This is a genomic window from Streptomyces bohaiensis, from assembly GCF_012033785.1.
GTDB lineage: Bacteria > Actinomycetota > Actinomycetes > Streptomycetales > Streptomycetaceae > Streptomyces > Streptomyces bohaiensis.
Genome location: NZ_JAAVJC010000003.1, coordinates 57,938 through 72,137, shown reverse-complemented (window position 1 = coordinate 72,137; position 14,200 = coordinate 57,938). Strand labels below are relative to the sequence as shown.

The following is a 14,200-nucleotide window of genomic DNA, read 5'->3' as shown; positions in this document are numbered from 1 at the left end:
TCCGGAATTCCCGCCGGTGGTGAACGCCGCCGACTGGTATGGCGTGGGGCACCGGCTTCCGGGAGACCTGGACGATTTACCGGTGCCTGCCGCGGTCGCTCGCTCTCCAGTATCGCGGCCACATCGATTTCGCCGAGCAGGGGGTATCTGGGTGGGTGCCAGGGACGATGCCCCGAAGAGCGTCACCTCAACTGTCCATTTGACCTGCGGGCCGAGCAGCCTCCTGCCGGGGTGACCTTCCCGTTGCGCGTGCACGAAGCCAGGATCTCTCAGTGGCGTAGGCGCGAGAATGTGACAGAGCAGTTCCCGGAGGCCCTGGGGCGCTCTGTCGGCCATGTCCGCGCCCGCCCGGTTCAGCTCGGCTGCTCCAGCGTGTGACCGCCCGTCCGATCCTCCTCGATCAGCTTCGCGGAATCGCGCTGATTCGCTCGAAGTCGAGCCATAGACTGCGGCGATTGGCGTCGGCACGGTGGGGTTGCCGGGCGGTGCGGGGGAGGAACGGGCATGCACGACTCGTCGGACTCGGGGGAGAGCGCCGCCACGGGGGAGGGCGGGGGCAGCCGAGCTGCCGAGTCGACCGCCGTGGTCGAGCCCACGCCCCGGTCAGGGGAAACCGGTTCGAAGACCGAGCCCTTGACCCTGGTCGAGGTGCACCCGGGGGTGGCGCTCCTCGTCGGTGAGGTCCCGCCGGAACTCGCCCACGGCCGGCTCGACTTCGAGTTCGGGTTGGTGCCGGAGGCCGACCGCCGGAGCATCGCGGCGGTGCTCGCGTCGATCGGGCACGCGGCCACGGTGGGCGGCAACATCCGAAGCGTGGCCGGCGCCGCGCACGGGCTCTACCGGATCGGGGACTCGACCCGGGCGCTGCTGGCCGGTGGCGGCAAGCTGGTCGTCAAGGACGGCGGCAACCTGGGGACGGTGGTGGGTCCTGGCGGCACGCTGCACCAGGCGCGCTTCTACCCCGTGGGGCTGAGCAAGGCACAGGCCGCAGCATCGATCGGACCGGCGCTCGCCATGGTGGCGCTGCAGATGATGCTGAGCGAGGTGTCGAACCTCGTCCGCACGAACCTCACGGCGACCAACCAGGTCCTGAGCGCCGTGCGCAAGGAGCAGTGGGCGGAACTGACGGGGCTGGTCGCCGCCATCGATGCTGCCGTCGACCACGCACGGGAGGTCGGATCCGTTCCGCTGTCCCTCTGGGAGAGCGTGGCGGCCAGCGAACCGTTGCTGCAGAAGCAGCTTCGGCTCTATCCCGAGAACGTGCGTGATCATCTCGCGCATCTCGGCGGGTCGGACACGCGCAGCCACCGTGAGTACCTTCGGGAGCGCGCCGCGGACATCGCTTTCGACGCGCACGCGCTGCTGTCGTTGCTCAAGGCGCGTACCGGGTATCAGGCGCTGCGTGCCGCAAAGGCCAGAGCTGCTGGGCGCGACGACGCCGAGGAAGCGAAGTACGCCGAGGTCGTCGCCCGCGACGCCCGCGCGGAGTTCGACACCATGTTCTCCGAAGCGACCAGACTCATTCGTGCGCTCATGCGGCACCTGCGGATCACCGCGGAGCTCCCCGGCTCCGACGGGTGGCCGCTGGCCGGGAAGCGGAAGGATGCGAAGGCCGCCCGCGAGACCTCGGCACGCCTGCTGGACGCGATCGAACCGCTCTCCGACGCTCTCCGTCCGCCGGCCCCCGCGCTGGAGGCGCCGGCTGTCGTCTGTGCGCCGGAGTCGCTGGCTCTGGACCCGTACCTGCGGATCCTGCGCTGGTTCCTCGACGACACCGAGACGCTCCGCGCTCTCGCCTTCCCCGAACAGCTCGACGCGCTCGGCCCGCTCTCCGCGATCGTCGGCGGCGCGAAGGAGAGACTGGCGGCGGCGAGGGACAAGTCCGCGGTGAGGACGCTGGTCGCCGTCACCGACCGCCGGGTCATCACCGCCAGGTCGAGTGCCTTCCTCGAACACGCCGAGATCCGTCAGGACATCCCCCTCGACCAGGTGCGCTACGTCCGGGCCGCTGCCGAGCAGGCCGCCGGTCGGCAGCCGGCCATCGACCTGATCACCCGTGACGACAACCTCCGGTGGCTCTTCCCCGGCGGAGCCGACGCTGCGGACGTGGGTGCGTTCGCCGCCGAACTCGCCGAGTCGATGACCATCCCGGACAGCGAACGGCAAGACCTGCGAGAGCGGCGCCGCACACCCATCGAAGCGGGCATGAGGGCCGGGATCGGTGGGCCTACCGTGAACGGGGCCGACCCTGCGGCCACGCCCCCTGAAGTCGAGTGAGCTCGGGACCTGCGAGCGGTAGCGGGAACCAGCGGGGCGGCCCCCGGGAAGCCTCCTGCTGTCCGGTGAGAGGTTTCCGCGGCCCGCCGGGACTCGGACCACGCTGGCCGTCGCGGCGCCGGAGAGGCCTCCGGCGCCGACCGTGCGGAGGGCTCGGCGTCCGCCCCGGGGCTGCTGCTCGCCGGCCACGGATCGGCTGGCGCGGTTCCTGCTCCGCGCCGGGGACGTGGTCATCGCCCGGCGTGGTGAGTTGGGGCGGTGCTCGGTGGTTCGGGACGCGCAGGACGGGTGGGTGTGCGGCACGGGCTGCTTCCTGCTGCGGCCGCCCGAGGGTCTCGATCCCGACTACGTCGCGGCGTACCTGAGCAGCGCCGCGTCGCGACGGTGGTTGGAGGCGCGGTCGACCGGCGGCATGACGATGAAGACCGTGTCGCTCAAGGTGCTGGAGGAGCTTCCGATCACGGTTCCCGACCTTCCGTCCCAGCGGCAGGTCGCCGGGGCCATGCGGGCGCTGGGCGAGCACGAGGAGCTGCTGCGCGGGGAGCTCGCCCTGGCCCGGAAGCTCCGGGAGGACGTCCTGACGTCCGCGCTGCTCGCCCGCTGAACGACAGTTCCAGCGGCGCCGGGGGTGCGGTGACCACGGGGGCGGGAAGCGGCACCGCCGGCGCCGCGGCCGGGGTCTCGTCACGGTGAACTCCCTGGTGAGAGCCCGAAGTCTGCGGGACGGGCGCCTCGGAGGGTGTCGCGGCGGGGTCGGTGCCCGAGCCGACCCCCCACCCCGGGAACCACGCCTGCGGCAGCCCGTCAAGGGCGCTCTTTCGCGGAGCGGGGAGGTCACCTACGGTGCGGTCATGCGTACACACGGCAACTCCGAGCCGGTCCGTCACGCGTCTGCTCCCCGAGTGACCCCGCCTGCGACGGCCGTTGGTGCCCCGCACTCCCTTGCCGCGCTGCAGCGTGCCGCGGGGAACGCGGCGGTCACGCGCGCCATCACGGTCGCGCGCGTGATGGAGACGGCGGAGTTCCAACAGCGCACGGGTGACGGTCCGATGCGGGGCCGGTCGAAGATCGTTCAGGTGGACAACGCGCTCACCGCGTTCCACGCCGTACCGGCCGACCGTCCCGGGACGGCGTTGATCGCGCTGAAGGCCGTCGTGCGGCAGTGCGAGGCGTACGTGCAGCACAAGGAAGGCAAGGGGGAAGGGCAGCGACTCGCCGGGGTCTCCGAACTGCAGCAGCAGGCGGGCGACGGTCAGGCGAAGTTCAGGACCCTCGCTGCCTTCAACGAACTGGTCGCGGAGATCGACAGGTTGCTGGAGCGAGGAGCCAACCCCGACACGGACGACCGTGCTCTCGCCGCCGCAGCCCAGGAGGTTTCGCGCGGCATCCCGCCCGACGACTTCCACGCGATGATGGAGGGCCAGGTCCGGACGCTGGGAGCTCTCAGCGGCGACCCGGACCTCCCCGCCGAGACCCGCGGCATCATCGGCGAACTGATGGCGGCTGCGCAGCGCGTCACCCGGATGCAGGTACCCATGAACGGCATGCCCGGGATGAAGATCACCGCCGGTGAGGGGGACAGCGCCGAGTTCACGTTCAACGTCGACGCCCAGGCCCGTGGTGGTTCGTCCTTCCTGCAGGGGCACCTCGCCCACGAGTTGACGCACGTCGCCGCCCACCAGGCTTTCGGAAGCAGCCCCGTCATGGAGTTGGTGGAGGCGGGCGCGACGCCCGAGGAGGTCCGCGCGCTCGCCACGGAACGCAAGCAGACGCTTCTGGAGCTGCAACAAGCCCTCCGGAACGACCCTGCCTTCAACGACTTCCAGGAGAGCATGCTCAGCGAGAAGCTGGTCTACGGCGCGCAGCCGCAGAAGTTGGAGCAGTACGCATCGGGCTTCGCGCGGGCCGGCAAGATCACCGAGGAGCAGCGGGCCCGCCTGGTCGCCTACGGGCAGGCAGCCGGTGACGCCTCCGGCGCGCTGGTCGAGTACGACACCGTCCTCAACCAGATGCTCGTCTACCTCCACCGATGGGGCATCAGCCAGGACAACCCGTTCTACGTCCGGCTGCGTGCCGCGGCCCAGGCGGCTTCCGACCGTAGGAACCAGGCGCGCAGCAGGCGTGGCGCGGGGCCGCCCGCGCCGGATCCCGCGCCGGATCGTGCTCCGTGAGAGCTGCCCGGGGCCGCCCCTTCGCCGAGCTGCCAACGGGGAGTCGCGGTCCGGCTACGTTCGGTACGCTGCCGAGTGGGGCATGACAGCCCCGCTCGGCGCACGGTCACCGCGCGCCCGTCCTGGTGATCCCGCCGCCCGCCGCGAGCGCCCACGGAGAGACCGCATGAGTCACGTGAGCACAGCCACCGACACCGGACTGTGGTGCGCATATCGGCAGTTGACGGCCGGTGCTGTCCACACCGACCTCACCCACGCGTTCCACCCCGGGCAGCCGCACTTCCCCGCGCTCCCCGACGAACAGCGGGAGACGGTCTTCGACATGGCCCGCGGCGACGGGTTCACCGTGGACCGGTACACGCTCGTCGGCCAGTGGGGGACGCACGTCGACCCGCCGAGCCACTTCCACCAGGGCGCCACCACCCTCGACCGCATCCCGGTCGAGGAGATGTTCCTGCCGCTCGTCGTCCTCGACATCGGCGCACGTGTCGCGACCGACCCGGACGCCACCCCGACGCTCGACGACATCGCCGACTGGGAGGACCGCCACGGCGCCATCCCCGCCGGGTCGTTCGTCGCGCTGCGCACCGGGTGGAGCAGCCGGTGGCCGGACCAGCAGGCCATGGTCAACCGCGACCCCGCAGGCGTCAGCCACACCCCGGGCTGGAGCGCCGAGGTGCTGCGCCACCTGCTGGAGACGGTCGGCGTCACCGCCGTCGGGCACGAGCAGCTCGACACCGACCCCGGGATCGCCACCTCGGTCGGCGACTTCAGCCTGGAGTCGTACGTGTTGGGGCGGGGCCGCTGGCAGATCGAGCTGCTCGCCCACCTCGACCGCGTTCCCGAGGCCGGGGCGCTGGTGCTGGCCTCCTGGCCGAAGCCGCGCGGCGGCTCCGGGTTCCCCGCCCGCGTCGTCGCCCTGCACCGCGAGCCCTGAGCGCGCTCGGTCGGCTGACCGGTGGTGGGATCGGCTGCTTCCAGCGGTGCGGCGGTCGGGCGATACTCGTCCGAATGTCGGGCCCGGCGTGCCCGGTCTCTCGTGTTAGCTAGCCGGTATGGATCATGCCGGGCCCACCCCGTACATCGAGCTCGACGCCGCGCAGAGCGAGCTGCTGGCCCAGCTCGTGCGCGCCGACCTTCCCGCGCCGGACGGCACCGAGGCATCCGCGGAACTGCTGGCGGCGCGCGGCCTGGACCCCGACGACTTCCGCGGGACGCTGGCGGGCATGCCGCTGGGCACCGTGCGCACCGCCGACGGGACCACCTCGGTGACGGCCCTCGGCGCAGCGGTCCACTACCGGGCGCGCGCTGAGCAGCTGGAGTTGCTGCTGAGCCGGATCGGCGGCTTCGCCGCCCGACACGGCACCGCTGACCGGCGGTTCGCGGCGTGCCTGCAGGAGATGGCGCAGGAGACGATGACGCCGGCCGAGGCCGAGAGCCGCATGCGCGGCGGTGACTGAGTCGGCGGGGCACCGTCGTCCGTCACCAGAGGCTCAGGCGCCGTCGGGGCCCATGGTGAACAACGCGTCGGGCGCGGGGTGGCGTGCCCGCGCGGCGGCCTTCCCCGCCGGGAGCACCTCGGCCGTGACCAGGTCGCTCTCGGCGACCACCGGCGCCGCCAGGATGTCCCTCAGCAGGTCCTGTTGGCGCGGGGCCAGGTCGGTCAACCGGCGCAGCACCGAGAGCAGTTCGATCAGCTCACCCGTCCACTCCTCCGGCCAGCTCTCGACGTGGATGTCGTCCAGCGGGCTGGAACGCTTGCTGCTCGGCTCGGCCTTGCGGTAGCCGAACCACTTCCGCAGGACGCGCATTCCGCCGACGTCGTACTCCCACATCGCCGCCGTCACCGGCCCGAGGCGGCCCGGCCCGACGTGGAGCTCTTCCGACTCCGGGGCGTGGGTGAGGCGGTTCGGCACGGCCGCGCCGATGTGTGCGTCGTACCGCACCTGCCGGGGGTCGCCGGTGGCGAAGCGGACATCGCGGGCGGGGCGCCCCGCGTCCGCGTCAGCGAACCGTTCGCCGTACGTCGAGGCCCAGAGCACCTCGCTCCCGATCTCGATCGCCCGCCGCCACAGCTCGGTGCTGCGGGTGAGAGGGATGCGCACGCCGGGGGTGAGCAGGTCCTCGCGGAACAGGTCGGTGAACCCGTCGTGTCCGGCGACCGCGACCACGTACGCCGCGAGCTCGGCCGCTGTGACGTGCGGCAGCGCCAGGACGCCGGCGAGGTGACGCAGCAGCCCGGGCGCCACGTTGGCGGAGCCGTCGGGGTGGTAGAGCGGCATCACCCGGCCGCCGCGGCCGTTGAAGTGGTCGGTATCAGGGATCAGGTGTGTGGTGACGACGGCGGGGCCGGACTCGATCGCGTGCGAGGACTGCTGGTTGAGGAACAGCTGGTCCTTGCGGCAGCCCGCCCAGAGGTCGGCCCGGGGCCGGTCGAGCAGCCGAACGTCCGGTAGCAGCCATTGCCGGTCGAGACTGCGCAGCGCATAGCGCATCGGCTCGGGGCAGCTTTCGGTCTCCGAAGCATCGGCTTCGGCTGAGGAGGTCGCTCTCAGCTCTCGCGCTGATCGACTGTCGGTGTCCTTGAACAACACCGCCCGCTCGGCCGGATCGGGCTCGGCGAGGAGGCGCCGCCAGCGTCGGCGCAGCGTCTCCGCGCTCGGGGCGCTCACCCACGCCCGGTTGGCGGTCACCCCGAGGCTGCCCCAGGGGAAGAGGTCGCCCAGCGCCGGGTAGTCGTCCCACCCCGAGGCCGTTCGCGGGGTGAGGGGTTGGGTGGCGCCGTCCCGGACGGGGCGCCAGCCGTCGTCGTCGAGCCGTACCGCGCCCAGCTGCGCGAACTTCTCCGCCCGCCGACCCTCCAGCGACCGGTAGTGCAGCGTCGCCCGGTGGTCCGGGCCGCGGACGGTGCCCGCGCGGCGCACCATGAGGAAGACGGAGAGCGGCTGTGCGACGCCGGGGAAGACGCGGGTGCCGACGTTGGCCCGCTGGCCCTCCGGGCTGAGGTTGATGATCCAGCCCTCGTCGCAGGTGCGCCGCAGGTACTGGCGCATGCCCCGGCCGCCGGGGCCGGTGGCCCAGCCCGAGGGGGTGATGAAGCAGACCACGCCGTGCCGGTCGTCGGGGTGCGCGTCGAACACCTTCCAGGCGGCCCAGCGCCAGAAGTACACGTACATGTTCTTCAGGACGTGCTCGTACCTGCCGTTGCCGGCCAGCCGGAAGTCGTCCAGCAGCGGTGTGTCGTCGCGGTCGGCGCGCTTCTCGACCCAGCCGCCCCGATCCTCCGCCTTGTCGTCGTACGGCGGGTTGCCGATGACGACGGTCACCGGCACGTCCGCCTTGAGGCGGTTGGCGCGGCGCCGCAGCTCGGAGATCGCGGCGTAGGTGGAGGGAAGGAAGTCCGCCTCGGTGTGCGGACTCTCCAGCGTGTCCGACACATAGAGGTGCAGACCCGTGTCCGGCACCGCCGCGCCGTACCGTTTGAGCAGCGTGGTGGTCCGCAGTTCGGCGACGGCGTACGGGCCCATCTGGATCTCCAGGCCGTGCAGCCTGCCAGCCAGGCGGCCGGCGGCGTCCGGCCGCATGGCGGGACCGTGGCGCTCCTCGGCCCGGTCGGCGACGCGCTCGATCGCGGCATGCAGGAAGGTGCCGGTCCCCATCGCGGGATCGACGATCCGGACGGCGTCCGACGCCAGGCCCTCGGGGTGGCCGAGCCGGGTCGCCAGCACCTCGTCGGTGAGGCGAACCATCTCGCGCACGACCTCGCGCGGGGTGTAGTACGAGCCGCTCTGCTGCCGCAACGCCGGGTCGTAGACGTCGAGGAACCGCTCGTACAGGTGGAGGTAGGCGTCCTTGTTGCCGTACTCGATCGCGGGCCAGTCGACCTGCGCCACCGTGCGCTTCAACAGGTCGAGGCTGACCGTGAAGCGGTCGCCGACGTGGCCGGTGAGCAGGTCCAGCGCGCGGCCCATCAGCGCGTGCCCCGCGTCCAGGCGCCGGGCCACCTCGTGCAGGGGGCTGTCCGCCGTCAGCAGTCCTTCCGCGCGGGCGAGCAGCAGGGCGAAGGTGACGGTCTGCGCGTAGCCGTCGGCGAACGTCGCGTTGCTCGCCGTGGGGAAGAGGATGCGCCGCCAGTCGTTGCGGAGCCCGGTGAAGGGGCGGGCCCGGACGTCGTCGCGCGGAGCGGAGGACTTCGCCTCCGCCGTGAGCTGCTCCAGGACAGCGGCGCGCAGCAGCCGGCACAGGGGCGCCACCAGCTGGACGAGCCGCGCCACGTTGGTCAGGGGCACCGGGCGCCACAGCAGGAACCGCTTCAGCAGTGCGTCGAAGGCGTCCGGGTCGGCCGGCGCGAGCTTCGCCCCCGCCGTGGACAGTCCGCCCGTGAACCGGGCCTCGGCCACCGCGTGGCCGTTCTGGTAGAGGCACCAGTCGCTGCCGTTGCTGTACAGCAGGTTGGGCAGGTCGCGGAGCCGTTCCCACTGCCGCCGGTTGGCGGCGCCGAACGACGACGGGTCGATCGAGAGCCCGGGGCGCTTCAGCTCGATGTACCCGGTCAGCCGGCCGGCGGCACACACCGCGTAGTCGAGGCGGACGCCCCGGTCGGGCAGGGAGTACTCGTCGTGCCAGGTGACGTCGTGCTGCTGGTGGTGCTCGCCCACCGTCCGCAGCAGGTTCTCCAGCGGGCCGCGGATCGACGCCTCGGGGCTGCCCCCGCCCGACAGTTTCTGTTGGGACTCCCGGCCGAACCGGGCGACCGCGGTGAGCAACCAGGCATGCGTCGAACCGGACATCTTCCCCCAGACATCGGTGACTTCGCGCATCAGGTTAGCTACCGCGCGCAGTGCTGTGAAGACGGCGTGCAGCCGCCCCGCGCGGTGCGTGTCTCCGCTCGTGAGGCCCCGGCGACGGCTTGCTTTCCACTGTGGTCGCGATGCCGGTGCGGACGTGTGGCGGGTCCCGGAGGCGTTGCGGGACCGGTCGCCTCCCGGGGGCTCGGCGCGTGAGTTCGTCCGCAGCCGGTCGGGCGCTCGATGGGGCGGGTAGAGGTACAACAGCCCGCGGCCGGCTCACCGAGGAAACACGCCCCGGCCGCCCTCCACCGAGAGACGAGAGCGTGGTGACCGTGCCCGAACGCCGTTTCCCTGCACAACCGGGTGTCGTGCCGGCGGCGCGACGGAGCGGCGGCACCCTGTTCGCCGCTCTTCACGGAACTCTGGTACCCCACCGGCGGGTTGACCCCAGGCCACAGCTCGACGCCCATGCGCTGTTCCACCAGCGGTCGGTCGCGATGGGGTGGCTCGACGACCGGTCGGCCGGCGGCGGATCGGAGGCCGGGATGGCGCGCGCTCCCGGCCTGTGGAGTACGAACGACGCCGGGTGGGGCCATCCGCTCGGTGCCGTGGACACCGACCTGATCTCCTGGTTCCAGGTCGAGGCCACCGCGGTGGCGGACGACCGGCCGCTGCCCGTGCAGCCGTTGCTGCACTGCGCCGAGAGCGCGACGGCACGCGCCGGGGTCGTGGACCTCGCCGCGATCCAGGTCCTCCTCCCCGTCCAGGGGCTGGTCGGCGTGGCGCGCCCGCCGTACGCGCCGGTGCCGGCGGCACGGACCACGGAGTGGTTCCCCGCGTGCGACCCCCGCACAGCGACTCCGGTGGAGGTCACCGTCACCGGCGGCCGCGACCGTGCCGTCACCGGCAGCGCCCGGGCGCTCGCCGACGATGTCGCCCGTGTCGCCCGACCGGTGTTCGACTGTCGTGGCCTCGACGTCGTCGGCCCGGAAGCTCTCAGGCCGCCTCCCTTCGACGACCGGTTCTGGAACGGCCCGGCCTCCGACGGCGTACGGATGCGGGGACATCTCTCCGAGTGGACGACCGACGCGATCGGTTGGCTGAGTGAGGTGATCGCCGACGTCAGCGCCCGGCTGGGCATCCGGGCCCCCGCGCTGGTCACCGTCACACGCGCCTGATCGCGCCGGACCGCACCGAACTGCTCGGCCCGTGACGGACTGCTCGGCCCGCGACGGACTGCTCGGACCGCGCCCGGCGGGCCCGACGCGGTCCGGCAGGCCCGGTCAGCCCAGGGCGCGGACGCGGCCCCAGCCGGTGCGGACGGTGGCGACGGGGTCGCCGATGCCGGTCGCGGTGGGGTGGTAGATCCGCACCTCGCCGGTGGCGTCGAGCGCCCAGATGTCCGCCCGGCGGTCGCCGCTGGTGTCGGGGATGCCGACGAGGAGCGGGCGGGCCGCGGCCGACCAGCCGGTGGCGTGGCGGATGTCGCCGTCGCGGGAGCGTGCCGCCGTCATCAGCGAGGTGAGGTCGACGCTGCCGCGGACCTCGCCGGGGAGGCCGTGGCGGACATAGAGGTTGCCGTTGGTGGTGTTGCGCCAGACCAGGTCCGGCGTGCCGTCGAGGTCGATGTCGGCGATGTTGACGATCTCCCGGCTGTCCCAGGAGTTGACGGTCAGCCGCCGCGCCTCCTGGAAGCTGGCGCCGGTGTAGCCGGTGAGCACCCAGAACGAGGTGCCGGCGCGGAGGAACAGGTCGGGCAGGCCGTCGCCGGTGACGTCGCCGACCGCCTTGATCTGGCGCCAGGTGGAAGGGGCGGGCGCGTTGTCCGGCAGCAGGACCCTGATCCGGTCGTCGACGTTGAAACTGCCGTAGCCGTCGCCGGGGTAGACCCAGAAGCCGTTGTCGGGGGTGCGGACGAACAGGTCGGTGAGGCCGTCACCGGGGTAGACGTCGGAGTGCTTGGAGATCAGCGCGACCGTGTCCGTCGCCGGGTCGTAGAAGTGGCCCGGCGGGCTGATGGTGCCGTCGGAGGAGTACGACGCGCGGACCGGTGAGAAGACCTGGCCGCCCTTCTCCCCGGCGTAGCTGCGGAGTTCGCCGGCGGCGTTGATGCCGAGCAGGTCGGGGTGACCGTCGCCGTTGATGTCGCCGGGGCCGTCGGCCTCGTCGCGGGGCGGCAGGTAGAAGAGGAGCTCGGCGCGTTCGCTGCGGTTGCCGACGGCGTCGTAGGCGTACGCGTGGAAGGCGACCGGCCCGGCGTTGGGCGGGTTGAGGGTGACGGTGAGGCTGTCACCGGGCTTGGGCAGGGTCACGTTGGTGTAGCCGACGCCGTTGAAGGCGTAGCCGACGCGGACCGTGTCCTTGTTGCCCTTGACGTCGAGGGTGAACTGCACGGGGGTGCCGTAGCGGATGTCGGCCCACTGGCCGGAGTCCCAGGGGGTGTCCTCGACCTGGGGGCTGCTGAGTTCCGGTGCGGGCGGCGCGGAGGCGTCGACGGTGATGCGGCAGGCGGCGGTCCCCGGTGGGAAGTAGGTGGAGACGGCGCCCTCGGTGTCCTCCGCCCGGACGTCCCACGAGTAGGTCGTGCCGTCGACGAGTTGCGAGGCGAGGACGGTGACGGAGCCGCGGCCGGCCGAGTTGACGGTGACGCGACGGTCCACGATCTTGTTGGCGCTGTTGCCGGACGGCCACATGCGGAAGTACAGGTGACGCAGGTTGCCGTCCGGGTCGGTCGCGTTGGCGGCCAGGACCACGTCGACCTTGGAGACCTTCACCTGGCCTGCGGTGGTGGAGCAGGCGCCGCCGGGGGTGCTCGTGCCGCGGGTCGGCTCGTTCGGCTTGCGGTTGTAGGTGACGGTGATCTGCGCGCTGTTGGCCTGGAACTTGCGCCACGTCCAGGTGGAGGTCTCGGTCGTGGCCCGCATCCCGAGGGTGAGGGTGGCCCAGCCGGCGTCGGCGGCCTGCTGCGCGCCGTTGCGGATGTTGTAGGCCACGTACTCGTTGGGGCAGCTGGAGCTGTAGCCGTGGGCGAACGACCGGTTCTGCTGGTGGGTGCGCCACTCCGGCTGCTTGTTCCATGTCGTGGTGGAGGAGATGGCGCCGGTGAGCCACAGCTGGAACTGCCGGGTCTCGCACGACCAGGAGTGGGTGTTCCGGACGCGGAACGTCGCGCTGGAGATGGTGGCGCCCGACAGGTTCTTGTTGAAGTTCATGCGCCAGAACGACCGGGCCAGGCCGCGGGTCTGCGACTCGTACCCGACGCGGGCCTCGGAGGTGCCGTTGTTGTAGTTGGTGCCGTTGAAGAAGCTGGTGTTGGGGCTCGGCTTGTAGGCGATCGTCCAGGAGTGCACGCCGCCGTTGAGGGTGGGGTCGAGGAAGACCGGGTAGCTCACGTCGGCGCCGGTGTCGAAGAGGCCGGTGGCCGCGGCGTCCAGGCGCAGCAGGGCGCGGGAGGTGTCGTCGCCGTCGAGCCGGGTGGGTATCGGCGCGTGCGCGGCGCCGGGTTCGATGCCGGTGAGTCCGGTCAGCCGCAGCACCTGCTGCGGGGTGGCGGTCGCGGTGCGCGGCTCGGGCGGCGCGGGGGCGTCGGGGTCGGTCGGGTCGGTCGGCTCCAGGCCGCCGGAGTCCCAGCCGGTGGGGGTGGGGACGGCGCCGATCTCCTCGCCGTCCGGGTCGAGGATGTGGACGCCGCCGGTGGTCTCGTCGTGGCGGAAGACGGCGGTGGGGGAGGAGAGGCCGTAGGTGATCGCGGTCAGGTCGAGCCGGTCGCCGGAGCGGGCGTCGGCGGCGGCCTGCGCGGACTTGACGATGAGGAGCTGTCCGAAGCCGCCCTCCTCGCGGGCGACGAGGAGCAGGTCGACACCGGGCACCACGTCGGGGTAGAGCGCGCGCGGGCCGTCGAGGACCGGCTCGGGGAGCGTCCCGGGCCAGCTGTAGGTGACGGTGTGCTCGCCGTAGCCGATCTCGGCGAGGACGGTGTGGCCCGGGTGCGGTTCGCCGGCGGCGGGGTCGCCGGGTCCACCGTCCTCCGCCTCGTTGTCGCGGTCCTCCTCCGGGATCTCGTCCTCGGCGGTGTCGGTGGTGCGGGCGGCGGGCAGCAGCGCCGCGTGCGGGCGGAGCACACCGCGTGAGCCCCGGTCGCCGTCGGAGTCGCGGTCGGCGGCTTCCGGCGCCTCACCGTCGTCGCCCGTGCCCGCGCTGCCGGGCGAGAACACCAGCGGCGTGGGGGAGTTGACCGGCTGGATGCCTCTCTCGGTGCGGCGGAGAGTGGTGTCGATGTCGGCCCAGTCGCCGTCCTCGGTGCGGGCCCGTTGCGGCAGCGCGGCGATCTCGGTGCGGTACTGCCCGTCCGGCAGGGCGTGGGTGAGGCTGGTGTCGGTGGTCTCGGCGTCGACGACGACGGGTTCGTCGCGCTCGCGCGCCAGCTCCATGGCGTCGGCGGCGTCCAGCGGCCGTTGCGTCTCACCGGCCGGCTCCGCCGCCCCGCTTCCGCCGCCGTGCGCGGCGTCGGCCGCCGAGGACTGACCCCGTCCGCCCCACGGGGTCAGCGGCAGCAGTCCGAGGAGCAGCACGCCCAGGACCAGTCCGAGGGTGCAGGCCAGCCGGGCGCGGGTGCGCGTCAGGACGTGCAGGGGGCGGAGCGGGTTCACAGCGGAGTACTCCCGTGGCGGAGGACCGAGAAGCCGCGCGGGCAGCGCGACATGCCCCCTGTGCATGGCCGGTCACCCAGGGGCGCGGAAACAATCGCACGCCTGTCCCGGGTGCTGTCCAGCGTTATAAGCGACTCGGGATCGTTATGAACGGTGACCGGAACTGTGGGTGACAGGCGGAATCAGATGCCAAATCCGGCTATGGCAGGGGAATGCGCGGCGAAGGTCCGATAGGTCGCACCTTTCAAGATCGTCTTGGTGTGTCTGCGGTTGCCTGGAAACGCGCATGTGAAAACTGTGCGCGACTTGTAAT

At 72.2% G+C, this 14,200-nt stretch carries 8 protein-coding genes; 6 read left to right on the top strand and 2 right to left on the bottom strand.

Going from position 1 to position 14,200, the window contains the following annotated elements; translation table 11 throughout:
• Positions 1–504 precede the first annotated feature (504 nt).
• From HCN52_RS01155 to HCN52_RS01135, 5 genes are all read left to right on the top strand, one after another.
• Positions 505–2,277, top strand: coding sequence for a hypothetical protein (locus HCN52_RS01155; protein ID WP_168086427.1), 1,773 nt, complete (start codon positions 505–507; stop codon positions 2,275–2,277).
• Between the two features lie 142 nt (positions 2,278–2,419).
• The gene (locus HCN52_RS01150) at positions 2,420–2,881 is read left to right on the top strand and encodes a restriction endonuclease subunit S (protein ID WP_209314019.1); all 462 of its coding nucleotides are present in this window, start codon (positions 2,420–2,422) and stop codon (positions 2,879–2,881) included.
• 403 nt (positions 2,882–3,284) lie between these two features.
• The gene (locus HCN52_RS01145; RefSeq protein ID WP_376767072.1) at positions 3,285–4,448 is read left to right on the top strand and encodes a hypothetical protein; all 1,164 of its coding nucleotides are present in this window, start codon (positions 3,285–3,287) and stop codon (positions 4,446–4,448) included.
• A gap of 166 nt (positions 4,449–4,614) precedes the next feature.
• Positions 4,615–5,385, top strand: coding sequence for a cyclase family protein (locus tag HCN52_RS01140; RefSeq protein WP_168086425.1), 771 nt, complete (start codon positions 4,615–4,617; stop codon positions 5,383–5,385).
• 118 nt (positions 5,386–5,503) lie between these two features.
• Positions 5,504–5,908 carry a hypothetical protein gene (locus tag HCN52_RS01135; protein ID WP_168086424.1) on the top strand — a complete coding sequence of 135 codons (405 nt, stop codon included), beginning with the start codon at positions 5,504–5,506 and terminating at the stop codon, positions 5,906–5,908.
• A gap of 33 nt (positions 5,909–5,941) precedes the next feature.
• On the opposite strand, the gene HCN52_RS01130 is transcribed toward HCN52_RS01135, so the two are convergent.
• Positions 5,942–9,268, bottom strand: a complete 3,327-nt coding sequence (locus HCN52_RS01130) for a type ISP restriction/modification enzyme (RefSeq protein WP_245174776.1) — start codon at positions 9,266–9,268, stop codon at positions 5,942–5,944.
• 578 nt (positions 9,269–9,846) lie between these two features.
• Here HCN52_RS01130 and HCN52_RS01125 point away from each other — a divergent pair.
• Entirely contained in the window at positions 9,847–10,416 is a 570-nt protein-coding gene (locus HCN52_RS01125; protein ID WP_209314018.1) for a hypothetical protein, read from the top strand.
• A 105-nt stretch (positions 10,417–10,521) separates the two neighbouring features.
• Here the strand turns inward: HCN52_RS01125 and HCN52_RS01120 are convergent, their stop codons facing one another.
• The gene (locus HCN52_RS01120; protein ID WP_168086422.1) at positions 10,522–13,887 is read right to left on the bottom strand and encodes an FG-GAP-like repeat-containing protein; all 3,366 of its coding nucleotides are present in this window, start codon (positions 13,885–13,887) and stop codon (positions 10,522–10,524) included.
• Positions 13,888–14,200: the final 313 nt, after the last annotated feature.

Bases quoted from the DNA above. Each gene is read 5' to 3' on its own strand.
- HCN52_RS01155 (WP_168086427.1), top strand. From the start codon at position 505: ATGCACGACTCGTCGGACTCGGGGGAGAGCGCCGCCACGGGGGAGGGC.
- HCN52_RS01145 (WP_376767072.1), top strand. From the start codon at position 3,285: ATGGAGACGGCGGAGTTCCAACAGCGCACGGGTGACGGTCCGATGCGG.
- HCN52_RS01140 (WP_168086425.1), top strand. From the start codon at position 4,615: ATGAGTCACGTGAGCACAGCCACCGACACCGGACTGTGGTGCGCATAT.
- HCN52_RS01135 (WP_168086424.1), top strand. From the start codon at position 5,504: ATGGATCATGCCGGGCCCACCCCGTACATCGAGCTCGACGCCGCGCAG.
- HCN52_RS01130 (WP_245174776.1), bottom strand. From the start codon at position 9,268: ATGCGCGAAGTCACCGATGTCTGGGGGAAGATGTCCGGTTCGACGCAT.